We start from the raw sequence: 24,271 nt of genomic DNA on the forward strand, positions 1-24,271 counted from the left end.
TAACGTTGACGCCATGGCATTGGATTTCACCGAGGCGTTCACCGAACGCACCCCCCGTATCGTCAACGCAGCAAAACTTCTGAAAACAGCACAACGGAAGAAGACCCATCAGTTCCTGGCGGAGGGGGAGAACTCCGTGGAGGCGGCGATCGCCACCGGCGCGGCCACCGACCTGTTCGTCACCGAGCAGGCCGCGGAGAAATTCGAGGAGATCGTCCGCACCGCTGGCTACATGAATGTCTACACCCACCCCATCACCGACCGGGCGGCGAAATCCCTCAGTGACACCGTCACCACCACCGGCATCTTCGCCCTGTGCAATGACGTGCTGTGGACCGTCGGCAAGGCCGTCAACTCCCGCTCCCGGCTGGTCAGCGTGCCGGTGGAGACCCGCGAACCGGGCAATGCCGGCACCCTGATCCGTGTTGCGGACGCCGTGGGTGCGGATGCCGTGGTGTTCGCCGGCGAGACCGTCGACCCCCAGGGACCGAAGGTTGTGCGGGCCTCGGCGGGGTCACTGTTCCACGTGCCGGTGGCACGCAACGTCAACATCGATGACGTGCTCGGCCAGCTGCGCTCCCAGGGGCTGCAGATCCTGGCCACCGCCGCCGACGGGGAGGTGGACCTGGATGAAGCCGGTGAGCTGCTCAGCCGGCCCACGGCCTGGCTGTTCGGCAATGAGGCCCACGGGCTGGGGGAGGAGCTGCTGGACAAGGCCGATCACCGGGTACGGATCCCGATCCGGGGGCGTGCGGAATCACTCAACCTGGCCACCGCGGCCTCCATCTGTCTGTATGAATCCTCCAAGGCACTGTTTGCCAACGAGGCCTGACCCCCGCCCCGCTGTCGGCAGCGGGACGGAGTATGATGTCGGGGTTAGTTGTCGAAGGAACCATTCACTCGATATGTCACGGAAAATCCAAGGGAAGGGCTGGACTACACGGTGTCCGAAATTCAGTTGACCGAAGCCAGTTTGAATGAGGCGGCCACCGCCGCCATCACGGCTTTCGACGGTGCAGACAACCTGGAGGAGCTCGCCGCCCTGCGCCGCGACCACCTCGGTGACAACGCACCCATCCCGCAGGCCCGCCGCGCACTGGGTACCATCCCCAAGGACCAGCGCAAGGACGCCGGCCGGTTCGTCAACATGGCGCTCGGGCGCGTCGAAAAGCACTTTTCCCAGGTCAAGGCCGAGCTGGAGGAGAAGCGTAACCGTGAGGTGCTGGAGCAGGAGCGCGTGGATGTCACCGTGCCCACCACCCGTGCGCAGGTCGGTGCACTGCACCCGATCACCATCCTCAACGAGCAGATCGCCGATATCTTCGTCGGCATGGGCTGGGAGGTCGCCGAGGGTCCCGAGGTCGAGGCCGAGTACTTCAACTTCGACGCCCTGAACTTCCTGCCGGACCACCCGGCGCGCACCCTGCAGGACACCTTCCACATCGGACCTGAAGGCTCACGCCAGGTGCTGCGTACCCACACCTCCCCGGTGCAGATCCGTTCCATGCTCGACCGTGAGGTCCCCCTCTACATCGCCTGCCCCGGCCGGGTGTTCCGCACCGATGAGCTCGACGCCACCCACACCCCGGTCTTCCACCAGATCGAGGGTCTGGCCGTGGACAAGGGCCTGACCATGGCGCACCTGCGCGGCACCCTGGATCACCTCGCCCGCGAGCTGTTCGGACCGGAGACCAAGACCCGCATGCGGTCCAACTACTTCCCGTTCACCGAGCCGTCGGCCGAGGTGGATGTCTGGTTCCCGAACAAGAAGGGTGGCGCCGGCTGGATCGAGTGGGGTGGCTGCGGCATGGTCAACCCGAATGTCCTGCGCGCCGTGGGCATCGACCCGGAGGAGTACACCGGTTTCGCCTTCGGCATGGGTATTGAACGTACCCTGCAGTTCCGCAACGGCCTGTCTGATATGCGCGACATGGTGGAGGGCGATGTCCGCTTCACCCTGCCGTTCGGTATCCAGGCATAGACGTCCCAGCACCCACATCACGATCTCTTAGGAGCTAATCCATCATGTTCATTGCACAGAACTGGGTGACGGGACTACTCGGACACTCCAACCCGGGCTGGTCCGTCACACCCGAGGAACTGGACGCCGGCTATGTCCGCGTCGGTTTCGAGACCGAGGGCTACGCCGCCATCCCCGCCACCACCGGACCCCTGGTCCTGGGTGTCGTGGAAAGTATTGAGGAACTCACCGAGTTCAAAAAGCCCATCCGCCACTGCTTCGTCAACGTCGGCCAGGCCAATGGCACCGGTGAGAACCAATCCATCATCTGTGGTGCCCGCAACTTCAAGGAGGGCGACACCGTGGTGGTCGCCCTGCCCGGCGCGGTGCTGCCCGGTGATTTCGCCATCGGCGCACGCGAGACCTATGGCCGCATGTCCGCCGGCATGATCTGCTCGGCGGCCGAACTGGGCCTGGCAGACAAGCAGAACTCCGGCATCATCACCCTGCCGGCTGAGTCCGGCCAGCCGGGCGATGATGCCCGCGCCATCCTGGGACTCGATGACACCGTCTTCGAGGTCAACATCACCCCGGACCGCGGTTATGCACTCTCCGCCCGTGGCCTGACCCGTGAACTCGCCTCGGCCTTCAACCTGACCTTCACCGATGTCGCGGAGGACACCCGGGTGGCGGGCATTGAACTGACCGCCCCGGAACCCACCGGTGAGCTCATCAACATTGATGTCCGCGAGGAGACCAACACCGTCCGTTTCGGGCTGCGTAAAGTCTCCGGCATTGACCCGGCCGCGGAATCCCCCTTCTGGCTGCAGCGCGAACTCATGCTGTGCGGCCAGCGCCCCGTCAACGCCGCCACCGATGTCACCAACTACGTCATGATGCTGCTCGGCGCCCCCATGCACGCCTTCGACGCCGCCAAGGTCACCGGTGGCCTGACGGTGCGCAATGCGCAGCCGGGGGAGAAGTTCGAGACCCTCGACCACATCACCCGCGACCTGTCCGAGGAGGACGTGGTCATCTGTGATGAGACCGGCATCCAGTCCATGGCCGGTGTCATGGGTGGCGTCACCTCCGAGATCTCCGATGAGACCACCGAGGTCTACTTCGAGTCCGCCATCTGGGACCCGAAGACCGTGGCCCGCACCTCGCGCCGCCACAAGCTGAGCTCCGAGGCATCCCGTCGTTTCGAACGCGGTGTGGATCCGGCCATCGTCGAGGTCGCCCTCGACCTGGCCTGCTCCCTGCTCGTGGAGATCGCCGGCGGCACCATCGACCCGGGTCGCACCCTCATCGGCGAGGTCCCCACCATGCCGAGCATCACCATGCCGGTGACCCGCCCGTCCGAGCTGGCCGGTGTGGAGTACTCACCTGAGACTGTCGTGGCCCGCCTGGAGGAGGTCGGCTGCACCGTGGAAGTCAACGGTGATGTCTTGACTGTTGTGCCTCCCACCTGGCGTTCCGATCTCACCATGGCGGCCGACCTGGTGGAGGAGGTACTGCGTCTGGAGGGCCTGGAGGCCATCCCGACGATCGTGCCCACCGCTCCCGCCGGCCGGGGTCTGTCGGATGCACAGAAGCGCCGCCGCGCCGTCGGCCATGCACTGGCGTACGCCGGTTATGCCGAGATCATCCCCAGCCCCTTCATGAACCCGGAGACCTTCGACGTCTGGGGTCTGGACACCGATGATGAGCGCCGCAACACCGTGACCGTGCTCAACCCGCTGGAGGCGGACAGCAATGTCCTGTCCACCACCTTGCTGCCCGCCATGCTTGACGCGGTGCGCCGCAATGTCACCCGCGGCACGGGGGATTTCTCCCTCTTCGGCGTCCAGCAGGTGTCCTTCGAGCGCGGCAACGGTGTCTCCCCGATGCCGTCCGTGGAGCAGCGCCCGTCCGCCGAGGTGGTTGCTGAGTTGCTGGACACCCTGCCCGAGCAGCCGCTGCACGCTGCAACCGTCGGCACCGGCAACATCGAGTTCGAGGGGCCGTGGAGTGGGGGCCGTGCCTACACCTACGCCGACGCCATCGAATCCGCCCGCATCGTGGCGCGCGCCGCCGGCATCGAGCTGGAGCTGGCCAACGCCGATCTGCTGCCGTGGCACCCGGGCCGCTGCGCCGCCCTGCTTGTCGACGGCCACGTGGTCGGCCACGCCGGTGAGCTGCACCCGCAGGTCCTCGAGCGCGCCGGCCTGCCGGCCCGCACCTGCGCCATGGAGATCAACATCGACGCGCTGCCACTGCGGGAGAACCTCCCGGCACCGGTGCTCTCCGCCTTCCCGGCGCTGCACCAGGACATCGCCCTGATCGTCGACGAGACCGTCCCGGCCGAGCAGGTCCGCGCCGTGGTCGAGGAGGGCGCGGGTGAGCTGGTGGAAACCGTCGAGCTTTTCGACGTCTACCGCTCCGAACAGCTCGGCGAGGGTAGGAAGTCTTTGGCTTTCTCCCTGCTGTTCCGCGCACCTGATCGCACCCTGACCGATGAGGAGGCCAACGTGGCCCGCCTCGCGGCTGCGGAACTGGCGAAGGAACGCCTGGGCGCGGAGATGCGCGGCTAGTCTGTCCATCAGCTGAAGAAATGACCCATGGATTCATCCATGGGTCATTTTTGATATATCCACGCGCAATACTGTTACTGATGTTACTGTTGTGACTTGAGTTATGTCGTTCCCAGGCAAATACAGCGGATTGCTCAATGCCTGTTATTGTTTTCAGGGTCAAATTACCAGCGTCACATCAGCGTTCCGGCATCACCTGTGTCAACGATGTGCGCGGCAGAAGGAGAAGAGAACATGGCTATGCGCAAACTGGCCTTGAAAGTCGGGGCCGCGGCCGCGTCCATCGCCCTGCTCGCCACCGGGTTCGCCCCGGCCGCCACCGCCCAGAGCAGTGGCAGCAGCGGTAACGATGTGGGACGGGCACTCACCTCCAGCCTCGGAGCCAGCGACAGCCACGCACCCGAGGGTGGGGCGAAGGTCGTCGTCTTCGGTGACTCCCACACCTCCGGCACCACCATGCCGTGGCGCACCGATGAACGTAACTGCATCAAGGGCACCGGTTCCTGGCCGGAGCAGCTGCAGACCAACCTCGGTCTGCCGCGCGGTGAGCTCATCGACGTCTCCTGCTCCGGAGCCTCCATCAACTCCGATGGTTTCCACTTCTCCGATGAGGTCCGCCACGCCGAGGCACGCGGTGCCATCGGGGAGCGCACCGAGCACATCTTCGTCCAGCTGGGCAAGAACGACCACTGGGGCAACGGCATGAACCTGCTCGACTCCGTGCAGACCTGCCTATTCGATCTGGGTGTCGGCTGCGGTGACCGTGCCGTGGCTGCCGGCCGGATGCAGAACCCGGACACTGTCACGCCCGAGAACTACGCCGAGCGCGTCAAGCCGGTTGTCGACTACCTGAAGTACTACGCCCCCAACGCCGAGATCACCCTGGTGGGCTACCAGGAGTACACCCCGCGCGGCGGCAGCCAGGTCTGCGTCCGTCTCGGCGGCACACCCCTGGTGAAGAACGACGCACCCGCGCTCGTGGACTTCATGAACCGCCTGGACATGGCGATCGCCGGCGCAGCCGACATCCTCGATGTCTCCCACGTGGATCTGCGTTCCGCCACTGAGGGGCACTCCAGCTGCTCCACTGACCCCTGGGTCATCGGTGTGCTCGATGCCCGCACCGACATGCTCGGTGGGCCCTGGCACCCATCGGGTAAGGGTGACGCCGTCACCGCCGGCATCCTCCGGGATCGGGTCAACGCCTAGACAATGAGTAACCACACGTCGCAAAGCGCGAAGGTCCGGCGACCCAACCTGCCGTCGCTGACCGGTGCGCGCTGGCTGGCCGCGGTGGCCGTGTTTGTTCTGCATGCGCTGGTATTCCTCAACGTGTACCCGTTCCAGAAGTCGGATCTGTTTGCTACGATCCACTCGTTTATCCCCATGCAGCTGGGATCCGCCGGTGTGACCTTCTTCTTCATCCTGTCGGGTTTTTTGATCTACTGGTCCAACAGTGAACTCAAGGGGGTGCGCAACACGCTGTACTACTGCCAGCGGCGCATCACCAAGATCTACCCCATGCACCTGATCGCCCTGGCGATGTTCCTGCTGGCCTCGGCCAAGATCACCGCCTCCGGCGTGCAGTGGGTCCTCGACTTCGCCGACCTGAAGTTCTGGCTGCCCAACGCCCTGCTCATCCACACCTGGAACCCCGACTGGGCATCGCTGTCCGGCATGAACGTCCCCTCCTGGTCACTGGCCGCGGAGATGCTGTTCTACCTGACCTTCCCGCTGTTCATCCCCCTGGTGCGCAAGGTCAGGGGAGTGGGCAACTGGTGGGCCTTCGGCATCACCTTCCTGCTGTCCCTGAGTGCGATCACTTTCATCCACTTCTTCGCCGAGGGGCCGAAGGGGATTGAGAACTTCTTCGTGCCACGCCTGTGGGACACCGATGTCTCCCCGGTGGCCGATGTCCACGCCGACCCCGTCTGGTTCATGCAGTGGGAGATCCCGGTCCTGGAGTCCTACTGGCTGTCCTACTACTTCCCGCTGACCCGCCTCATCGAGTTCTACCTCGGTGTGTTCGGTGCCAAGCTGGTGGCCGAGGGCATGTTCCGCAACACCAACATCAAGTGGCCACTGGTGGGTCTGCTGGTCGCGTACATCGCCACCTGGTTCGTCCCACTGGCATTCAAGATGTCGGTCATCATGTCCCTGCCGATGGCATTTGTGGTCTGCACCCTCGCGGTGCGGGACATCAAGGGCGTCTCCGGCGAGATCGCCTCACCGCGTGCGGTGCTGCTGGGTAATATCTCCTTCGCCTTCTACATGGTGCAGTTCCCGGTGATGGTGGCCGTCCAGCGCTATATCGTCGCCGGGCAGTCCTGGGGTTTCCTTGGCTGGCTGATGGTCTCCATCCTCAGCTTCATCCTCTCGGTGATCCTCGGCTGGGTGCTGTTCACCTTCGTCGATGATCCCCTGATGAAGGCCACCGCCCGGAGATCCGGCAAGGCGAAGAAGTATCGCAAATCCAGGCAGGGGCGAAAGGAGAACATCCTGGTCCGTGACCTCAAGATCCTCTTCGGTGTCAAACCCCGACAGCCCGTGGAGGCCGAGGACCTGGCACCGGTCGGCGGTGCACCCACCGGACTGCCCGTGGATGCCACCGGCGCGGTCACCCAGGAACCCGCGACCAGAACCCTCTAACCACACTCACTACAACTATCTGCTGAGAAAAGGAACAACCATGATCACCTACCGTAAGCTCGCCGCCACCGCCGCGGCCCTGGCACTGTCCGCATCCCTCGTGGCCTGTGGCGACTCCGAGGATGACGCCGAGGAGACTACCACCTCCACCACCTCCACGACGTCGACCACCTCGACGACCCCCACCTCCGAGGAGGAGACCACCACCGAGGTTGAGGTCATCATCGAAGAAGAGGTCATCGTGGACGAGCCAGCACCGGCTCCTGTCCAGGAACAGGCGCCCGCACCCGCTCCGGTTCAGCAGCAGGCACCGGCACCCGCACCAGCGCCCGCGCCAGCTCCGGCACCCGCACCAGCCCCTGCGCCAGCTCCGGCACCTGCCCCGGCTCCGGCACCCGCACCAGCCCCCGCAGAGCAGGCACCACCGCAGCTGCCCGGTGGTGGCGGCGGCCACGCCGGTTACTAAACCATGAGTTAGTATTCTCGATGATCCCCCCGGGTTGGATGATTTCTCCAACCCTGGGGGATCTTCCCGTTCCCGGATAGACTCGGCCGTATGTCGATCCATCCTGTCCGTTCCAACTGCGCCCATCCACACCCGTGTGGGATTGATACCCGCATCGCGGTGATAAAGAGATCCCGTCTGGCACGGGGACTGTCCGAGGAACAGATGGTGTCGCTCGCCAGTGGGCTTGATGCCTGGTCCTGGCACGAGGGGGACCCGCTGCTCCTGGCAGGCGAGGAGGCCGACGGCAGCTACATGATCGCCTCCGGTCGGGCTCGGATCACCCGTGACACCATCGATGGCCGGGAGCTGACCCTGGACATCGCAGCACCCGGTGACATTGTGGGGCCGGTGTCCACGGAGCCCACACCCGCTGTTGACTCCGCCTGGGCGATGGAGACCACCTGCGCGCTGTTCATCCCGGCGACGGCGCTGGCGGAGGTGGTGTCCACGTATCCGGAATTCGCCCTGGAGATCCTCCAGATGCAGCAGGAGCGTCTGCGTCAGGCGCGGGAGAGGGAGGTGGGGCAGACCGTGCATCCCGTGCAGCAGCGGGTGGCGGCCGTGCTGGAGGACCTGGCGGAGAAGATTGGGCAGCGGCTCAGCGACGGTTCTGTCCTGCTGCAGGTGCGTCTGCGCCGTCAGGATATCGCGGGCATGGCCGGGACCACCGTGGAATCCACCTCCAGGGTGATGTCGAAGATGAAGAAGGACGGGGTGATCGACTCCGGGCGGGAGTGGGTGTCCATCCTCGACAGTGATGCGTTATCGGATCTGGCTGCGGGGGAGTAGTCGGGAGAGGATAAACCGCGACACCGGGCGGGTTTTGCCGATACCATCGGTGGGAAGGAGATGCATCCGGTGAGGTCTGCATAAACCTCACCCCAATGCATGAATAGTTTGCATAGTTATGCATAACGTGTAAGGTTGGTGCCTATGACGATCAAGGTTGCAGTAGCAGGAGCCAGTGGATACGCAGGCGGCGAGATTCTCCGCCTCCTCCTGGGTCACCCGGCCTACGCATCAGGCGAACTGGAGATCGGCGCGCTGACCGCCGCCTCCACGGTGGGCAGCACGGTGGCCGAACTGATGCCCCACCTCCCGCAGCTGGCGGACCGGGTCATCGAGGACACCACCAAGGAGGTCCTCGCCGGTCACGACGTGGTCTTCCTCGGTCTGCCACACGGCTTCTCCGCGGAGATCGCCAATCAGCTGGGCCCGGATGTCACCGTCATCGACTGTGCCGCCGACTTCCGTCTCACCAACGCCGCTGACTGGTCGAAGTTCTACGGTTCCGAGCATGCTGGCTCCTGGCCCTACGGCATCCCCGAGATGCCCGGCCACCGCGAGCAGCTCAGGGGCTCCAAGCGTGTGGCTGTCCCGGGATGTTTCCCCACCGGAGCCACCCTCGCGCTGCTGCCGGCGGTGCAGGCCGACCTCATCGAACCGGATATCTCGGTGGTCTCCATCACCGGTGTCTCCGGTGCCGGTAAGAAGGCATCCGTGCCGCTGCTCGGCTCGGAGACCATGGGTTCACTCAAGGCCTACAACACCTCCGGCAAGCACCGCCACACCCCGGAGCTGACCCAGAACCTGAAGGAAGTCACCGACAAGGACGTCACCATCAGTTTCACCCCGGTGTTGGCACCACTGCCGCGTGGCATCCTCACCACCGCCACCGCACCGCTGATCGACGGTGTCACCCAGGAGCAGGCCCGGAAGGTCTACGAGGACTTCTACGCCGATGAGCCCTTCGTGCTCGTCCTGCCAGAGGGGGTTCAGCCCCAGACCCAGAACGTGGTCGGATCCAACATGTGCCACGTCCAGATCGAGGTGGACACCGTGGCCCGCAAGGTGCTGGTCACCTCGGCCATCGACAATCTCACCAAGGGCACCGGTGGCGCGGCCGTGCAGTGCATGAACCTCGCACTCGGCTTCGAGGAGACCGCCGGTCTCCCACGCACCGGCGTCGCACCTTAACAACCCCACCACACCAGTAACAGGAATCGGAGCACCAGATGGCCCAGACCGGCATCACCGCACCCCAGGGATTCGTCGCCTCGGCGACCACCGCGGGTATCAAACCCTCGGGCAAGCCCGACATGGCCCTCGTGGTCAACCAGGGACCCGAGTACACCGCCGCCGCGGTGTTCACCCGCAACCGTGTCATCGCCTCACCGGTCAAGGTCAGCCGCGAGAACGTCGCCGACGGACAGCTCAAGGCGGTGCTCTACAACGCCGGCAACGCGAATGCCTGCAACGGCACCCAGGGTGATGTCGATGCCCGCGAATCCGTCAACACCCTCGCCACGAAACTGAACCTCGCGCCGGAGGACATCGGGGTGTGCTCCACCGGTCTCATCGGTGAGCTGCTGCCCATGGACAAGGTCACCGCCGGCATCGAGACCCTCACCGCCGAGGGCGCACTGGGGGACAACGGTAAAGCCGCCGCACACGCCATCATGACCACCGACACCGTGGATAAGGAGACCGTCGTCTTCGCCGACGGCTGGACCCTGGGCGCGATGGGCAAGGGCGTGGGCATGATGGCCCCGTCCCTGGCCACCATGCTGGTCTGCCTGACCACCGACGCCTCCATCACCCCGGCCATGGCGCGCACCGCCCTGGCCAAGGCCACCGCCGTCACCTTCGACACCCTCGACATCGACGGCTCCACCTCCACCAATGACACCGTGTTCCTGCTGGCCTCCGGCGCCACCGGCATCAAGCCCACCCAGGAGGAGCTCAATGACGCGGTCTTCGCCGCCTGCTCCGATCTGGCCGATCAGATGCAGGCCGATGCGGAGGGCGTGACCAAGCGCGTCAGCGTCACCGTCACGGGCACCACCACCGATGAGATGGCCATCAACGCCGCACGCACCATCGCCCGCGACAACCTGTTCAAGTGCGCGATGTTCGGATCCGACCCCAACTGGGGCCGCGTCCTGGCTGCCGTCGGCATGGCCGATGCGGACATGGACCCGGATCACATCGCCGTGTACTTCAATGATCAGGCCGTCTGCCTTGACTCCACCGGCGCTCCGGGTGCCCGCGAGGTGGATCTCTCCGGCGCGGACGTCGCCGTGCGTGTTGATCTGGGTGCCGGTGGCGAGGGGCAGGCCACCGTGCGCACCACCGACCTCAGCTACTCCTACGTGGAGATCAACTCCGCGTACAGCACCTAACACCACCGCACCCCGGACGGGAAACGTCCGGGAGGTGGAACGTCGACAAGCACACGTGGGGAGAAGGACATGAACGAATTGATCAAGAACCTCGGCGATGAGGAGCGGGCCCATGTGCTCGCTGAGGCATTGCCGTGGCTCCAGCATTTCCGCGACAAGATCGTCGTGGTCAAATACGGTGGCAACGCCATGGTGGATGACAGCCTCAAGGCCGCCTTCGCCGCGGACATGGTGTTCCTGCGCACCGTCGGCGCCAAGCCGGTCGTGGTCCACGGCGGCGGTCCGCAGATCTCCGACATGCTTCGCCGCGTGGGCCTGGAGGGCGAGTTCAAGGGCGGGTTCCGCGTGACCACCCCGGAGGTCATGGAGATTGTTCGCATGGTGCTTTTCGGCCAGGTCGGTCGCGACCTGGTCGGACTGATCAACTCCCACGGCCCGTACGCGGTGGGTACCTCCGGTGAGGATGCCGGTCTGTTCACCGCGGAGAAGCGCCTCGTGGATATCGACGGCACCCCCACCGACATCGGGCTGGTGGGCAACATCGTCAACGTTGACGCCACCTCGCTGATGGACCTTATCGACGCCGGTCGCATCCCGGTGGTCTCCACGATCGCCCCCGGTGCCGACGGCCAGGTCTACAACATCAACGCCGACACCGCCGCCGGCGCACTGGCCTCCGCCATCGGTGCAGAGCGTCTGCTCGTGCTCACCAACGTCGAGGGTCTGTACACCGACTGGCCCAACAAGAGCTCGCTGGTGTCCAAGATCGTCGCCTCCGAACTTGACGCCATTCTGCCGGGGCTTGATGCGGGCATGATTCCGAAGATGGAGTCCTGCCTCAACGCCGTGCGCGGGGGAGTCAGTGCCGCTCACGTCATCGACGGCCGCATCGCCCACTCGGTGCTCCTCGAGCTGCTCACCATGGGTGGCATCGGCACCATGGTGCTGCCCGACAACTACGACCGGGAGGACTACCCGGAGGGCACCGTATTTAGAAAGAACAACCAGGACGGACACGTATAGATGAAGAACCGCGCCACCGTGGAGGACACGCTCACCAGCTGGCCCCAGGTACTGCTCAACACCTACGGCACCCCACCGGTTGAACTGGTCACCGGCAAGGGCTCCACCGTTACCGACGTCGACGGCAATGTCTACATCGACCTGCTCGCCGGGATCGCAGTCAACGCCCTCGGCCACGCGCACCCCGCGATCATCGAGGCGGTGACCACGCAGCTCTCCCAGCTGGGTCACGTCTCCAACCTGTTCGCCACCCGCCCGGTCGTCGAGGTTGCGGCCGAGCTCGTGCGACGCTTCTCGCTTGACGACGCCACCATTGCCTCCCAGACGCAGGTGTTCTTCTGCAACTCCGGTGCCGAGGCCAATGAGGCTGCGTTCAAGCTTGCACGCCTGACCGGTCGCCACCGCATCCTCGCGGCCACCAACGGTTTCCACGGCCGCACCATGGGCTCACTCGCGCTGACCGGCCAGCCGGACAAACGCACCCCGTTCGCACCCCTGCCCAGCGGCGTGGAGTTCTACCCCTACGGCGACCTGGATTACCTGACCACCCTGGTGGAATCCGATCCCACCGACACGGCCGCCATCATCCTGGAACCCATCCAGGGCGAGACCGGCGTCATCCCCGCACCCGAGGGTTTCCTCACCGGTGTGCGTGAACTGTGCGACAAGCACGGCCTGCTGTTCATCGTCGATGAGGTGCAGACCGGCATCGGCCGCACCGGTGATTTCTTCGCCCACCAGCACGAGGGTGTCGTACCCGATGTGGTGACCATGGCCAAGGGCCTGGGCGGTGGCCTACCGATCGGTGCCTGCCTGGCCACCGGTGAGGCCGCCAAGCTCTTCGGCCCCGGCAAGCACGGAACCACCTTCGGTGGCAACCCGGTCTCCGCGGCGGCTGCACGCGCGGTGCTCTCGGTGATCGATGATGAGTTCTGCGCCGATGTCACCCGCAAGGGGGAGCTCTTCGTGGAGCAGCTGCATGAGGTTGCAGATGTCGCTGATGTCCGCGGACGCGGCCTCATGCTCGGTGTGGTACTGGATCAGCCCGTGGCCAAGCAGGCGGTGACCGCAGGCTTCAAGCACGGTCTCATCCTCAACGCCCCGGCGGATAACATCATTCGTCTCACCCCGCCGCTGGTGATCACCGAGGACGAGATCAGGGACTCCGTCCGTGCCCTGGCCGCGGTGCTCGCCGAATTGAACGCTTAAAGTAAAGGCTTGAAACATGACCAACCTGAATGTTCGGCATTTCCTCGCCGATGATGACCTCACCCCGGCCGAGCAGGCCGAGGTCCTGACCCTGGCCGCCGAGCTGAAGAAGAACCCGCTGGCCAAGCGTCCGCTGGAGGGGCCACTGTCGGTGGCGGTGCTCTTTGACAAGACCTCCACCCGTACCCGCTTCTCCTTCGACGCCGGCATCGCGCACCTTGGTGGGCATGCCATCGTGGTGGATTCTGGCAGCTCCCAGATGGGCAAGGGGGAGACCCTGCAGGACACCGGTGCTGTGCTGTCCCGTTATGTCGAGGCGATCGTCTGGCGTACCTACGCCCAGTCCAACCTCACCGACATGGCAGAGACCGCCACCGTGCCGATCGTCAACGCGCTCACCGATGACCTGCACCCCTGCCAGATCCTGGCGGACCTGCAGACCATCGTGGAGAACCTCAGCCCCGAGCAGGGCCCTGCGGGGCTGAAGGGGAAGAAGGCCGTCTACCTCGGCGACGGGGACAACAACATGGCCAACTCCTACATGATTGGCTTCGCCACCGCGGGCATGGACATCTCCATCATCGCCCCGTCAGGGTTCCAGCCGAAGCAGGTCTTCGTCGACCGCGCCCGGGCACGTGCCCAGGAGACCGGTGCGACCGTGACCGTCACCGACAGCCTCGACGAGGTCGCCGGTGCCGATGTCGTGATCACCGACACCTGGGTGTCCATGGGTATGGAGAACGACGGCATCGACCGCACCACCCCGTTCGTGCCCTACCAGGTCAATGACGAAATCATGGCCCGGGCCAACGACGATGCGATCTTCCTGCACTGTCTGCCGGCCTACCGCGGCAGCGAGGTGTCGGCCTCCGTCATCGACGGACCCGCCTCCCGCGTGTTCGACGAGGCGGAGAACCGACTCCACGCACAGAAGGCACTGCTGGTGTGGCTTCTGGAAAACCAGCCGGGCTGAGGACTGATTCCATGAGCATGGATGACGGGCGGGCGTCGACAAGCGCCCCGGTGACCCGCACCGCACGCCAGGCGCTGATCGTGCAGATCCTCAACCGGCAGCGGGTGACCAGCCAGGTGCAGCTGTCCGAACTGCTTCTCGACGAGGGTGTCGACATCACCCAGGCCACCCTGTCGCGCGACCTGGATGAACTCGGCGCCCGCAAGGTCCGCCCCGACCGCGGACGCGCGTTCTACGCGATCGGACCGGTGGACACCACCATCGGCGAGGACCTGCGCGGACCCCAGGAGAAACTGCGACGCATGCTCGATGAACTGCTGGTCTCCACCGACCACTCCGGCAATATCGCCATGCTGCGCACACCCCCCGGAGCCGCCCAGTACCTGGCCAGTTTCATTGACCGGGTGGGCCTCAAGGAGGTCGTGGGCACCATCGCCGGCGATGACACCGTCTTCGTCCTCGCCCGCGAACCCCTGACCGGACGCGACCTCGGCGAACTACTGGGTGGTCGTGCCGGGGCCCGCGGGCCGGAAGGTAAGGTATGAGGCGGGTCTATCCGAGCTGTACCGCGTGCCTTCCGGGAACAACTTCACATTCTTTAGAACTTTTCACTTAATAAGGAGCTAGAAACTCATGACCAATCGTGTCGTACTCGCGTACTCCGGTGGCCTGGACACCTCTGTCGCCATCCCGTACCTGTCCAAGATGACCGGCGGCGAGGTTGTCGCCGTCTCCCTCGACCTCGGTCAGGGTGGCGAGGACATGGAGTCCGTCCGCCAGCGTGCGCTCGACTGCGGTGCGGTCGAATCCATCGTCATCGACGCTAAGGATGAGTTCGCCGAGGAGTACTGCCTGCCCACCATCAAGGCCAACGGCATGTACATGAAGCAGTACCCGCTGGTGTCCGCGATCTCGCGTCCGCTGATCGTCAAGCACCTCGTGCAGGCCGCCAAGGAGCACGGTGGCACCCACGTCTCCCACGGTTGCACCGGCAAGGGCAACGACCAGGTCCGCTTCGAGGTCGGTTTCATGGACCTCGACCCCAATCTGGAGATCATCGCCCCGGCACGTGACTACGCATGGACCCGCGACAAGGCCATCGAGTTCGCCGAGGAGAACAACGTCCCGATCGAGCAGTCCGCAGCCTCCCCGTTCTCCATCGACCAGAACGTCTGGGGCCGTGCCATCGAGACCGGTTTCCTCGAGGACCTGTGGAACCCACCGACCAAGGATCTCTACGCCTACACCGAGGATCCCGCCCTGGGCAACGCCCCGGATGAGGTCATCATCACCTTCAAGTCCGGCAAGCCCGTCGCCATCGACGGCCGTCCGGTCACCATGCTCGAGGCCATCGAGGAGCTCAACCGCCGTGGTGGCGCACAGGGTGTCGGTCGTCTCGACATGGTCGAGGACCGCCTCGTGGGCATCAAGTCCCGCGAGATCTACGAGGCACCGGGTGCCATCATCCTCATCACCGCCCACGAGGCCATGGAGGATGTCACCATCGAGCGTGAGCTGGCCCGGTACAAGCGCGGCATCGACGCCCGCTGGTCCGAGGAGGTCTACGACGGTCTCTGGTTCGGCCCGCTGAAGCGCTCCCTGGATGCCTTCATCGAGTCCACCCAGGAGCACGTCACCGGCGATATCCGCCTCGTGCTGCACGCAGGCAAGGTCACCGTCAACGGCCGTCGTTCCGGTTCCTCCCTCTACGATTTCAACCTGGCCACCTACGACACCGGCGACACCTTCGACCAGACCGCAGCCAAGGGCTTCGTCCAGCTGCACGGCCTGTCCTCCAAGATCGCCAACAAGCGCGACCGCGAGGCCGGCGACAACTAGGCCCTGTTCGCCCCTGGTTGCTGAATATTTCTGACACGACGGAAAGTAGAGGATCAACGCGTGGAAAAGCACGGAACCAACGAAGGTGCCCTGTGGGGTGGCCGGTTCTCCGGCGGCCCCTCCGAGGCCATGTTCGCCCTGAGTGTGTCCACCCATTTCGACTGGGTGCTCGCCCCCTATGATGTGCTGGCCTCCAAGGCCCACGCGAAGGTCCTGCATTCCGCGGGTCTGCTCAGCGACGCCGACCTGAACACCATGCTCGAGGGCCTGGACCAGCTCGGCCGCGATGTCGCCGATGGTTCCTTCGGCCCGCTGCCCTCCGATGAGGATGTGCACGGCGCGATGGAACGCGGCCTCATCGACCGCGTCGGCCCCGAGGTCGGCGGTCGCCTGCGCGCGGGCCGCTCCCGCAATGACCAGGTGGCCACCCTCTTCCGCATGTGGGTGCGCGACGCCGTCCGTGGCATCGCCGTCGGCGTCACCGAGCTTGTCGACGCCCTCACCACCCAGGCCGCAGCCCACCCCGATGCCATCATGCCCGGCAAGACCCACTTCCAGGCAGCCCAGCCAGTCCTGCTGGCACACCAGCTCCAGGCCCACGCCCAGCCGCTGCTGCGCGACCTCGAGCGCATTCGTGACCTGGACAAACGCCTGGCGGTATCACCCTACGGCTCCGGTGCACTGGCGGGATCCTCCCTGCAGCTCAACCCGGAGGCCATCGCCGAGGAACTCGGTTTCGACTCCGCAGCCGACAACTCCATCGATGCCACCTCCTCACGTGACTTCGCCTCCGAGGCGGCCTTCGTGCTTGCGCAGATCGCCGTGGACATGTCCCGCCTGGCCGAGGAGATCATCGCCTGGTGCACCCCGGAATTCGGCTACATCGTGCTGTCCGATGCCTGGTCCACCGGATCCTCCATCATGCCGCAGAAGAAGAACCCCGATGTTGCCGAACTGACCCGCGGTAAGACCGGTCGTCTCATCGGTAACCTCACGGGACTCCTGGCCACCCTCAAGGCACAGCCCCTGGCCTACAACCGTGACCTGCAGGAGGACAAGGAGCCGATCGTCGACTCCGTCGCCCAGCTCAACCTGCTGCTCCCGGCCATGACCGGACTGGTCTCCACCCTGACCTTCAACACCGACCGCATGCGCGAACTCGCACCCGCCGGCTTCACCCTGGCCACCGACCTGGCCGAGTGGATGGTCCGCGAAGGCGTGCCTTTCCGCGAGGCGCATGAAGCCTCCGGTGCCTGCGTGCGCATCGCCGAGGGCAGGGGAGTGGGCCTGGTCGACCTCACTGATGAGGAACTGGCCGGCGTGGATTCCCGACTGACCCCCGCGGTCCGCGACGTGCTCACCATCGAAGGCGCCGTGGCCTCCCGCGCCACCCGAGGTGGCACCGCCGGCGTCCGTGTCAGCGAACAGCGCGACCGCATCAACCAGGCCAATGCCGACCATCTGGCCTGGGCGACCACCCCGGTGCGGGGTTAGGTCTTCCTGGCTGCGTAAACGTCAACTGACGTAAATCCCCGGTACCTGAACCATTGTTGGTTCAGATACCGGGGATTTTTCTATGGGCCGGGGTGTGGCAAAAACTGTTGGTTTGTGTGCAGGCTCCTGGGGTTTTGCGGGCGCGCACCCCACAAACCAACAGTTTTTGCCAACGGGTGTGCTGGGTTGTCCCGGTGGGGGAGTGGGGGCATGAACGTTTTCGTTGGTTTGCGTTGGGCGTCCTGGGGTTATGCCGACGCCCAGCCCACAAACCAACGAATACGATCAACCCTTGAGCTCATCCTCTGACTCGGAGACCCGCTCACGGTTGTCCACCACCTGATCCATGTTCCCGATGGTCCATTGGACGAGCAGCTGCAGGAGGGGGAGGACCGAACGGCCGAGGGGGGTCAGTTCATAGTCGACCCGGGGTGGGATCTCCTTATACATGGTGCGTTCGACCAGTCCGTCGGCGACCAGGCGCTGCAGGCGTTGGGAGAGCATCTTCTGGGAAATTCCCTCCACGGACTGTCCCAGCTCACCGAACCGCATTGCTCCGGTGCCCAGGGAGGTGAGGATCAGGATCGCCCACTTCTCGCCGACGGCGCTAAGGAGGTCGCGGCTGGCGCAGTGTGCACTGTGGGGGTTCCAGGGAGGGGACGCGTTGCTCATAGATCCAGCTTATCGCGCGGACCGCGCCAAAGCTAACCACTAGTAAGTGAAACACTTACCCTTAGTTAGTAATCAGGTAGGGTGGATGCCACACCATTCAACCCCCTGAGAGAAGGAGAACCCCATGAGCAGGATCAGCATCATCGGAGCCACAGGAATGATCGGCAGCGCCATCGCCCGTGAGGCGCAGGAGCGTGGCCATGAGGTCATCGGCACCAACCGGAGTGGCGTCGCCAGCAACCCGGTCCAGGGCGTGACCTACAGGGCCCTCGACCTCACCGACACCGACGCCGTCATGGCCCTCGCAGTGGAGTCGGACGTGCTGGTCATCTCTGTGCCCGGCGGCCGGGAAACAGGTGATTTCGGACCCGTCATCCGGGCGCACGCCGATCTCATCGCCGCCGCCCCCACCTCCCGCATCTTTGTCGTGGGCGGTGCCGGTGGATTGGAGATGCCCGACGGCACCCTGCTGATCAACGCCGGGGTCATTCCCGAGGAGTACGCCGACGAGCCACGCAGTTTCGTGGAGGTCCTCAACCTCTACCGTTCCGCAGACAAGGACCTGGACTGGGTCATGCTGGCACCGTCGCCGGAGATCGCCCCTGGTGAGAAGGCAGAATCCTATGTGCTGTCCGACGATGCCCCGGCCGGGGACAGGGTGACCACCGGAACCTTCGCAGTGGCTGTCCTGGATGAGATCGAGAGCCCGGCGCACCGCCGCACCCGTTTCACCGTGGCGGACGCCTAGCCGGTGCCGGTGCGGGCTCCAGCCGTGGTGCCACGGGTGTAGCACCACGGGTGTAACCAGGCACGGAGTATTTTTTCGAGCGGTTGCGGGCCCCGGTGGGCGCACTTACCATCAGGCCATGACTGACACCTCTGCGCGATCCGGAAGAAATCGTGGCAGGGGTGTTTCTGTTGTGTTGGGCATCATCCTGCTGGTCCTCGCTGTGGTGGCGGTCCTGGCGGGGAGGGGGACCATCACCATCCCCGGTTTCGGCCAGGATGACAGTGCTGCAGCCCACCTGTCCGACCAGTCGGATCTCACCACCGTTCAGGCCGTGATCGGGTCGGAGAAGAAGGCGTTCTTCGATGACCCCGGGGTCCGGGACGTCTTCGCAGAGCACGGTTACCGGGTGGAGGTGACCACCGCGGGGTCGCGGAGAGTCGCCACGGACACCGATCTCTCCGGGTTTGATCTTGCTTTCCCCTCGTCGGCACCTGCCGCGCAGAAGTTGCTGGAGAAGGTCACCTCCACCGGTGAGTACACCCCCTTCAACTCGTCGATAGCGGTGGCCACCTTCGAGCCCGTCCTCACCATGTTGGAGCGCGCGGGTGTGGCACGGCAGGAAAACGGCCACTGGTACATCGATATGGTGGCCTATCTTGAGCTGGCGCAGGAGGGGACGCGGTGGCGTGATCTGGGGGATGAGTTCCCCTCGCCGGGCCGGGTGCAGCTGTCCTCCACGGATGTGCGCACCTCCAACTCGGCGGCCATGTATCTGTCGCTATTATCGTGGGCGGCCAATGACGGCGCGGTGGTGGTCGGCGCACCAGACGCCACCGCCCTGGTGCCGGAGCTCAGCCAGTTCTTCCTGGGGCAGGGATACACCGAGTCCACCTCCGCCGGGCCGTTTGCGGATTATCTCTCCCAGGGCATGGGGTCCAAGCCGATGGTCGTGATCTACGAGGCCCAGTTCCTCAATGAGCTCGCCTCGGAGGATGGCCGCATTGAACCCGGTGACGGGAAGGTGCTGGCGTATCCGTATCCCACGGTGTTCACCAAGCACACCGCCGTCGGTTTGACGGAGGAGGGCGCGGAGGTGGGTCGACTTCTCGCAGAGGATCCGCAGCTGCAGGAGTTGGCTGCGCGCCATGGTTTCCGCCCCCAGGATGGTCAGGTGTTCACCCGCGTGATGGCTGACCTCGATGTCGATGACGTCATCCCGGACCAGGTGCTGGGCATCGACCCGCCCGACTATGACACCCTGGAGGTCCTCATCGAGGGGGTCTCCGCCAGTTACAGCCCAGCGGGAGGGCCTGACGCGTCTCCGGAGGATGAACAGTGATGAAGAGCCTTCTACCCCTTGCCGCCCTGGTGCTGTCCACCGTCGTCATGGCCGGTTGCGCCCAGGGTACGGACACCGCCACCTCGGAGACCTCCGGCGTGCCCTCGGTGGTGCTTGACGACGACCCACTCCGCATCGTCGCCGCCACCGAACTCCGTGATCTGGAGGCGGTGGTGGAGCAGGCCTCCGGGGACCTCGGTTTCACCATCGAGCTGGAGTTTCCCGGCGGCACGCTGGAGAACAGCGAACGGCTCAAACAGGGGGATTTCGATGATGATGTCGATGCCACCTGGTTTGCCACCAACCGTTATGTGGACTTGATCGGGGCATCGGACAAGCTGGGTGAGGCCACCAAGATCGCGTCCTCGCCTGTGGCGCTGGGGGTCGCCGGTGACCACGCCAGGCGCCTCGGGTGGGCTGACCGGCAACCCACCTGGGCTGAGATCGGTTCGGCTGCTGCCAGTGGGCAGCTCACGTTCGGCATGACGGATCCCTCCACCTCCAACTCCGGGTTCTCCGCCCTGGTGTCGGTGGCCACGGCCTATGCCGACACCGGTCAGGCCCTGACCCTGGAGGATGTTGATGAGGTGGCGCCTGAACTGCGGTCCTTCCTGTCGGGTCAGACCATGACCTCGGGGTCCTCCGGGTGGTTGAAGGATGCCTTCCTCCGGGATCCGAACCGCGCGAACGCGCTGATCAACTATGAATCCGTCCTGCACACCATCAACGCAGAGGATAACGCCGGCCTGCGGGTGGTCGTGCCCGCGGACGGGGTGGTGAGCGCCGATTATCCACTGACACCCCTGGCCACCGCCGATGCGGAGGCAACCCAGCAGGTGGAGGCGCTCGCCGACTGGATGCTGGACCACCCGGAACACCTCACCGACACCTTCCGCCGCCCGGTGGATCCCATGGCGATCCTGCCACCGGAACTGGCCCAGGCGTTTGTCATCGAGCAGCCCTTCCCCGGCGACCGGACGGTGACCGATGCCCTCATCGCCGCCTACAACAATGACCTCCGTGTCCCCGGCAACACCACCTTCGTGCTGGATGTGTCCGGATCCATGGCGGGGACACGGATGGAACTGCTGCGCTCGACGATGCTGGACATGATCTCCGGTGAGGCCTCCTCGCTGACCGGGGATGTCTCGCTGCGCGAGCGGGAGAACGTCACCATCATCCCATTCAATTTCTCCCCCGGGGAGTCCATCACCGCCACGGTGGATGAGGTGGGCGGCCCGCAGCGACAGGAGCTTGTCGACGGGGTGGTCGCTCTCCAGGCAGAGGGCGGAACCGGCATCTACGACGCACTGATCCAGGCCTATGACGAGGTGGAAACCGGCGCCTCCATCCCCTCCATCGTGTTGATGACCGACGGCGAACAGACCAGTGGCCTCAGCTTCGGTCACTTCCAGCGCCTGTACTCCGAGCTGCCGACGGAGAAGAAACGCATCCCCGTCTTTGTCATCCTCTACGGCGAAGCCAACATCACCGAGATGGAGAACCTCGCCGGGCTCACCGGTGGCAAGACCTTCGATGCCATGAACGGTGGCCTGGAGGAGGCCTTCAAGGAGATCCGTGCCTACCAGTAACAGCGGGTTTTTCACCTCCCGCAAAAACATCGTGGGCATGCTCGTGGCCACCCTGATCATCGTCGTGCATCTGGTGACGGGACTCGGGGTGTTCTGGCCCCTGGTGGCGGTGGCCGGTTACGGCGCGGGTGTGCTGCTCACCCCGGCCCGCACCACCCCGGCACTGGACCGGGCACCACGGGTCGAATTGGTACAGCCCGATCAGCTCAGGCAGCGCGTACATGACCAGCGCAGGGTGTTGCTGGACACCCGGGTGCCCGAGCCTGTCTCCAGCTCCATGGCAGAGCTGGAACACGCTCTGGAGCGGGTGCTGGACAACTGGGGGCATCTGGTGGATTTCCCCGAACACCAGGTGACGGTGCGCTCCATGATCCTCGATTACATCCCGTCGGTGGTGCAGGCCTACCTGGCCATCCCGGATCGACGCAACGCCCAGGCCATCGGGGACATCATCGGATCCTTTGATCTGCTGCGCGGGGAGGCGGACAGTATCTATGACGCCATCACCCGCAACAGCCTCAACCGCCTGGAGGACCACAACCGGATCCTGCACATGCAGTTCGGCCAGCTACCGCTGGAACGCGGGGAACGCGGGGACAGTGGCGATGGCGGCGACGGGGGAGGCGTCGATAAGCGTGCGCCCGGGGCCAAGTAGGATGTTCGGCATGAGTCTTGATCCGAAGCTTCTTGAAGTCCTGGCCTGCCCCAAGGACAAGGGCCCACTGCGATATCTGGAGAGCGAGCAGCTCCTGGTGAATGAACGCCTCGGACTGGCCTATCGCATCGACGACGGCATCCCGGTGCTGCTCATCGACGAGGCCACCGAGTGGACCCCCTCCTCCTAATCGGAATCAGACAAGAAAGACACACCCCACACCATCATGACCACCAATATCATTGACGAGCTCAGCTGGCGCGGACTGATCAACCAGTCCACCGATATCGACGCCCTGCGTGAGGCCACCCAGGAACCGATCACCCTGTACTGCGGTTTCGACCCGACCGGGCCCTCCCTGCACGCCGGACACCTCGTCCCGCTGCTCATGCTGCGTCGTTTCCAGCAGGCCGGCCACAATCCCATCGTGCTCGCCGGCGGTGCCACCGGCATGATCGGCGATCCCCGTGACGTGGGGGAGCGCACCATGAACTCCGCCGACACCGTCGCCGAGTGGGCCGAGCGCATCTCCGACCAACTCAGCCGCTTCGTCGACTTCAACGGCGATCACGCCGCCCGCCTGGTCAACAACGCCGAGTGGACCAATAACATGTCCGTGGTCACCTTCCTGCGTGATGTGGGCAAGCACTTCCCGCTGAACACCATGCTGGCGCGCGACACGGTCAAGCGTCGCCTGGAAACAGACGGCATCTCCTACACCGAGTTCTCCTACATGCTGCTGCAGGCCAATGACTTCGTGGAGCTCAACAGGCGCTTCGACTGCACCCTCCAGGTCGGTGGCGGCGACCAGTGGGGCAATATCGTCTCCGGCGTGGACCTCAACCGTCGCGTCCAGGGCAAGTCCGTCCACGGCATCACCGTGCCCCTGGTCACCGACTCCGAGGGCAAGAAGTTCGGCAAGTCCACCGGCGGCGGCTCCCTGTGGCTGGATCCGGAGATGACCAGCCCGTACAGCTGGTACCAGTACTTCATCAACGCCGCCGACGCCGATGTCATCCGGTACCTGCGCTGGTTCACCTTCCTGACGAAGGAGGAGCTGGATGAGCTCGAGGTCGAGGTTGCCGAGCGCCCCTTCAAGCGCGAGGCGCAGCGCCGCCTGGCACGCGAGATGACCAACCTGGTCCACGGAGAAGAGGCGACCGCCGCGGTGGAGCTGGCCGCGCAGGCACTCTTCGGTCGCGCCGAGCTGCGCGACCTGGATGAGAAGACCCTCGCCGCGTCGGTGTCCGAGACTGAGGTCGCCGAGATCCCGGCCGGCGAGCCACGCACCATCGTGGATCTGCTCATCGCCTCCGGCCTGGTCGATTCGAGGGGCGCGGCCCGTCGCACCATCTCTGAAGGCGGCGCGTACGTGAACAACGAGCGAATCACCGCTGATGACTGGGAGCCCTCCGAGTCCGATCTGTTGCACGGCCAGTGGCTGGTGCTGCGCAAGGGGAAGAAGAACTTTGCCGGCGTGAAGATCAAGTAGGTAAGAGCCCGGGAACCTCATTGGTTCCCGGGCTTTTGTGCGCTTTGCGACGAAAAGATCCCCGCCCAACAATGTTGTGGCGGGTCTTTAATGCCATGACCTGCGGGTTTGTGGGTTCTGGCGGTCGTGTGTAAATTAGTTCAAGTCGCAGCGAGCAGCTACCACATCCCAACGGGAGACGGTGGTTGAACCGAGGTGACAAGGAGATGAAATCGAAGTTGACTTCCTAAACGGAACGCAATATAGTGAATCTTCAGCTGCTGAGAGCGGAAATCAACCAAAAGATTACCCCGGTCGAGCATGTGAATGTTGTTTGAGAACTCAATAGTGTGCCATTTATTTTTATGTTTGTCGTACCCCAACCAAGGTTGGGGTGGTCAT

General features: G+C 64.7%; 22 protein-coding genes. 21 read left to right on the forward strand and 1 reads right to left on the reverse strand.

Going from position 1 to position 24,271, the window contains the following annotated elements:
• Window positions 1–13 precede the first annotated feature (13 nt).
• The 15 genes from H9627_RS13795 to argH all read left to right on the forward strand — a co-directional run bounded on the left by H9627_RS13795 (window position 14) and on the right by argH (window position 17,410).
• Window positions 14–832 (forward strand): TrmH family RNA methyltransferase, encoded by an 819-nt coding sequence (locus H9627_RS13795; RefSeq protein ID WP_191734595.1) that lies wholly within the window; start codon window positions 14–16, stop codon window positions 830–832.
• A gap of 111 nt (window positions 833–943) precedes the next feature.
• Window positions 944–1,981, forward strand: coding sequence for a phenylalanine--tRNA ligase subunit alpha (gene pheS, locus H9627_RS13800; RefSeq protein ID WP_191734596.1), 1,038 nt, complete (start codon window positions 944–946; stop codon window positions 1,979–1,981).
• Window positions 1,982–2,025: 44 nt separating this feature from the next.
• On the forward strand, window positions 2,026–4,533 hold the full coding sequence (pheT, locus tag H9627_RS13805; RefSeq protein WP_191734597.1) for a phenylalanine--tRNA ligase subunit beta: 2,508 nt from the start codon (window positions 2,026–2,028) through the stop codon (window positions 4,531–4,533).
• Between the two features lie 234 nt (window positions 4,534–4,767).
• Window positions 4,768–5,742, forward strand: coding sequence for an SGNH/GDSL hydrolase family protein (locus tag H9627_RS13810; RefSeq protein WP_191734598.1), 975 nt, complete (start codon window positions 4,768–4,770; stop codon window positions 5,740–5,742).
• A 3-nt stretch (window positions 5,743–5,745) separates the two neighbouring features.
• Window positions 5,746–7,182, forward strand: coding sequence for an acyltransferase family protein (locus H9627_RS13815; RefSeq protein ID WP_191734599.1), 1,437 nt, complete (start codon window positions 5,746–5,748; stop codon window positions 7,180–7,182).
• A 40-nt stretch (window positions 7,183–7,222) separates the two neighbouring features.
• Window positions 7,223–7,648 carry a hypothetical protein gene (locus tag H9627_RS13820; protein WP_191734600.1) on the forward strand — a complete coding sequence of 142 codons (426 nt, stop codon included), beginning with the start codon at window positions 7,223–7,225 and terminating at the stop codon, window positions 7,646–7,648.
• Between the two features lie 90 nt (window positions 7,649–7,738).
• The gene (locus H9627_RS13825) at window positions 7,739–8,479 is read left to right on the forward strand and encodes a Crp/Fnr family transcriptional regulator (protein ID WP_225213886.1); all 741 of its coding nucleotides are present in this window, start codon (window positions 7,739–7,741) and stop codon (window positions 8,477–8,479) included.
• 144 nt (window positions 8,480–8,623) lie between these two features.
• Entirely contained in the window at window positions 8,624–9,667 is a 1,044-nt protein-coding gene (gene argC, locus H9627_RS13830) for an N-acetyl-gamma-glutamyl-phosphate reductase (protein ID WP_191734601.1), read from the forward strand.
• A 38-nt stretch (window positions 9,668–9,705) separates the two neighbouring features.
• Window positions 9,706–10,872, forward strand: coding sequence for a bifunctional glutamate N-acetyltransferase/amino-acid acetyltransferase ArgJ (gene argJ / locus H9627_RS13835; protein ID WP_191734602.1), 1,167 nt, complete (start codon window positions 9,706–9,708; stop codon window positions 10,870–10,872).
• A gap of 69 nt (window positions 10,873–10,941) precedes the next feature.
• Window positions 10,942–11,895, forward strand: coding sequence for an acetylglutamate kinase (gene argB / locus H9627_RS13840; RefSeq protein WP_191734603.1), 954 nt, complete (start codon window positions 10,942–10,944; stop codon window positions 11,893–11,895).
• The gene (locus tag H9627_RS13845) at window positions 11,896–13,104 is read left to right on the forward strand and encodes an acetylornithine transaminase (RefSeq protein ID WP_191734604.1); all 1,209 of its coding nucleotides are present in this window, start codon (window positions 11,896–11,898) and stop codon (window positions 13,102–13,104) included. It abuts the gene before it with no gap.
• Window positions 13,105–13,120: 16 nt separating this feature from the next.
• A complete protein-coding gene (gene argF / locus H9627_RS13850; protein ID WP_191734605.1) occupies window positions 13,121–14,077 on the forward strand; it encodes an ornithine carbamoyltransferase in 957 nt (318 codons plus the stop codon).
• An 11-nt stretch (window positions 14,078–14,088) separates the two neighbouring features.
• Window positions 14,089–14,622 (forward strand): arginine repressor, encoded by a 534-nt coding sequence (locus H9627_RS13855; protein WP_191734606.1) that lies wholly within the window; start codon window positions 14,089–14,091, stop codon window positions 14,620–14,622.
• An 88-nt stretch (window positions 14,623–14,710) separates the two neighbouring features.
• Window positions 14,711–15,916: an argininosuccinate synthase gene (locus H9627_RS13860; protein ID WP_191734607.1), complete on the forward strand. Its 1,206-nt coding sequence runs from the start codon at window positions 14,711–14,713 to the stop codon at window positions 15,914–15,916.
• Window positions 15,917–15,976: 60 nt separating this feature from the next.
• Window positions 15,977–17,410 carry an argininosuccinate lyase gene (gene argH / locus H9627_RS13865; protein WP_191734608.1) on the forward strand — a complete coding sequence of 478 codons (1,434 nt, stop codon included), beginning with the start codon at window positions 15,977–15,979 and terminating at the stop codon, window positions 17,408–17,410.
• A 285-nt stretch (window positions 17,411–17,695) separates the two neighbouring features.
• Here argH and H9627_RS13870 read toward each other — a convergent pair whose 3' ends face one another.
• On the reverse strand, window positions 17,696–18,082 hold the full coding sequence (locus H9627_RS13870) for a winged helix-turn-helix transcriptional regulator (RefSeq protein WP_191734609.1): 387 nt from the start codon (window positions 18,080–18,082) through the stop codon (window positions 17,696–17,698).
• Window positions 18,083–18,206: 124 nt separating this feature from the next.
• Between H9627_RS13870 and H9627_RS13875 the strand changes: the two genes are divergently transcribed.
• The 6 genes from H9627_RS13875 (at window position 18,207) to tyrS (ending at window position 23,890) form a co-directional block, all read left to right on the forward strand.
• The gene (locus H9627_RS13875) at window positions 18,207–18,830 is read left to right on the forward strand and encodes an NAD(P)-dependent oxidoreductase (RefSeq protein ID WP_191734610.1); all 624 of its coding nucleotides are present in this window, start codon (window positions 18,207–18,209) and stop codon (window positions 18,828–18,830) included.
• 118 nt (window positions 18,831–18,948) lie between these two features.
• Window positions 18,949–20,151 (forward strand): hypothetical protein, encoded by a 1,203-nt coding sequence (locus H9627_RS13880; RefSeq protein WP_191734611.1) that lies wholly within the window; start codon window positions 18,949–18,951, stop codon window positions 20,149–20,151.
• Complete coding sequence (locus H9627_RS13885; protein ID WP_191734612.1) at window positions 20,151–21,743, forward strand: VWA domain-containing protein; 1,593 nt, start codon at window positions 20,151–20,153, stop codon at window positions 21,741–21,743. The genes H9627_RS13880 and H9627_RS13885 overlap by 1 nt, the downstream gene beginning before the upstream one ends.
• Window positions 21,730–22,398, forward strand: coding sequence for a hypothetical protein (locus tag H9627_RS13890; protein WP_318247805.1), 669 nt, complete (start codon window positions 21,730–21,732; stop codon window positions 22,396–22,398). Before H9627_RS13885 ends, H9627_RS13890 begins: the two co-directional genes overlap by 14 nt.
• A gap of 10 nt (window positions 22,399–22,408) precedes the next feature.
• Window positions 22,409–22,588, forward strand: a complete 180-nt coding sequence (locus H9627_RS13895; RefSeq protein WP_035110088.1) for a Trm112 family protein — start codon at window positions 22,409–22,411, stop codon at window positions 22,586–22,588.
• A gap of 36 nt (window positions 22,589–22,624) precedes the next feature.
• Complete coding sequence (gene tyrS, locus H9627_RS13900; protein ID WP_191734613.1) at window positions 22,625–23,890, forward strand: tyrosine--tRNA ligase; 1,266 nt, start codon at window positions 22,625–22,627, stop codon at window positions 23,888–23,890.
• Window positions 23,891–24,271: the final 381 nt, after the last annotated feature.

Origin of the sequence: Corynebacterium gallinarum (genome assembly GCF_014837045.1) — a bacterium.
Taxonomy (GTDB): domain Bacteria; phylum Actinomycetota; class Actinomycetes; order Mycobacteriales; family Mycobacteriaceae; genus Corynebacterium; species Corynebacterium gallinarum.

What these genes read in the sequence shown, in the direction of transcription:
- H9627_RS13870 (WP_191734609.1), bottom strand. Translation starts at nt 18,082, where the DNA reads ATGAGCAACGCGTCCCCTCCCTGGAACCCCCACAGTGCACACTGCGCC.
- H9627_RS13875 (WP_191734610.1), top strand. Translation starts at nt 18,207, where the DNA reads ATGAGCAGGATCAGCATCATCGGAGCCACAGGAATGATCGGCAGCGCC.
- H9627_RS13885 (WP_191734612.1), top strand. Translation starts at nt 20,151, where the DNA reads ATGAAGAGCCTTCTACCCCTTGCCGCCCTGGTGCTGTCCACCGTCGTC.
- argJ (WP_191734602.1), top strand. Translation starts at nt 9,706, where the DNA reads ATGGCCCAGACCGGCATCACCGCACCCCAGGGATTCGTCGCCTCGGCG.
- H9627_RS13860 (WP_191734607.1), top strand. Translation starts at nt 14,711, where the DNA reads ATGACCAATCGTGTCGTACTCGCGTACTCCGGTGGCCTGGACACCTCT.
- H9627_RS13845 (WP_191734604.1), top strand. Translation starts at nt 11,896, where the DNA reads ATGAAGAACCGCGCCACCGTGGAGGACACGCTCACCAGCTGGCCCCAG.
- tyrS (WP_191734613.1), top strand. Translation starts at nt 22,625, where the DNA reads ATGACCACCAATATCATTGACGAGCTCAGCTGGCGCGGACTGATCAAC.
- pheT (WP_191734597.1), top strand. Translation starts at nt 2,026, where the DNA reads ATGTTCATTGCACAGAACTGGGTGACGGGACTACTCGGACACTCCAAC.
- H9627_RS13825 (WP_225213886.1), top strand. Translation starts at nt 7,739, where the DNA reads ATGTCGATCCATCCTGTCCGTTCCAACTGCGCCCATCCACACCCGTGT.
- H9627_RS13880 (WP_191734611.1), top strand. Translation starts at nt 18,949, where the DNA reads ATGACTGACACCTCTGCGCGATCCGGAAGAAATCGTGGCAGGGGTGTT.
- H9627_RS13795 (WP_191734595.1), top strand. Translation starts at nt 14, where the DNA reads ATGGCATTGGATTTCACCGAGGCGTTCACCGAACGCACCCCCCGTATC.
- H9627_RS13820 (WP_191734600.1), top strand. Translation starts at nt 7,223, where the DNA reads ATGATCACCTACCGTAAGCTCGCCGCCACCGCCGCGGCCCTGGCACTG.
- argB (WP_191734603.1), top strand. Translation starts at nt 10,942, where the DNA reads ATGAACGAATTGATCAAGAACCTCGGCGATGAGGAGCGGGCCCATGTG.
- H9627_RS13810 (WP_191734598.1), top strand. Translation starts at nt 4,768, where the DNA reads ATGGCTATGCGCAAACTGGCCTTGAAAGTCGGGGCCGCGGCCGCGTCC.
- H9627_RS13815 (WP_191734599.1), top strand. Translation starts at nt 5,746, where the DNA reads ATGAGTAACCACACGTCGCAAAGCGCGAAGGTCCGGCGACCCAACCTG.
- argF (WP_191734605.1), top strand. Translation starts at nt 13,121, where the DNA reads ATGACCAACCTGAATGTTCGGCATTTCCTCGCCGATGATGACCTCACC.
- argC (WP_191734601.1), top strand. Translation starts at nt 8,624, where the DNA reads ATGACGATCAAGGTTGCAGTAGCAGGAGCCAGTGGATACGCAGGCGGC.
- H9627_RS13895 (WP_035110088.1), top strand. Translation starts at nt 22,409, where the DNA reads ATGAGTCTTGATCCGAAGCTTCTTGAAGTCCTGGCCTGCCCCAAGGAC.
- H9627_RS13855 (WP_191734606.1), top strand. Translation starts at nt 14,089, where the DNA reads ATGAGCATGGATGACGGGCGGGCGTCGACAAGCGCCCCGGTGACCCGC.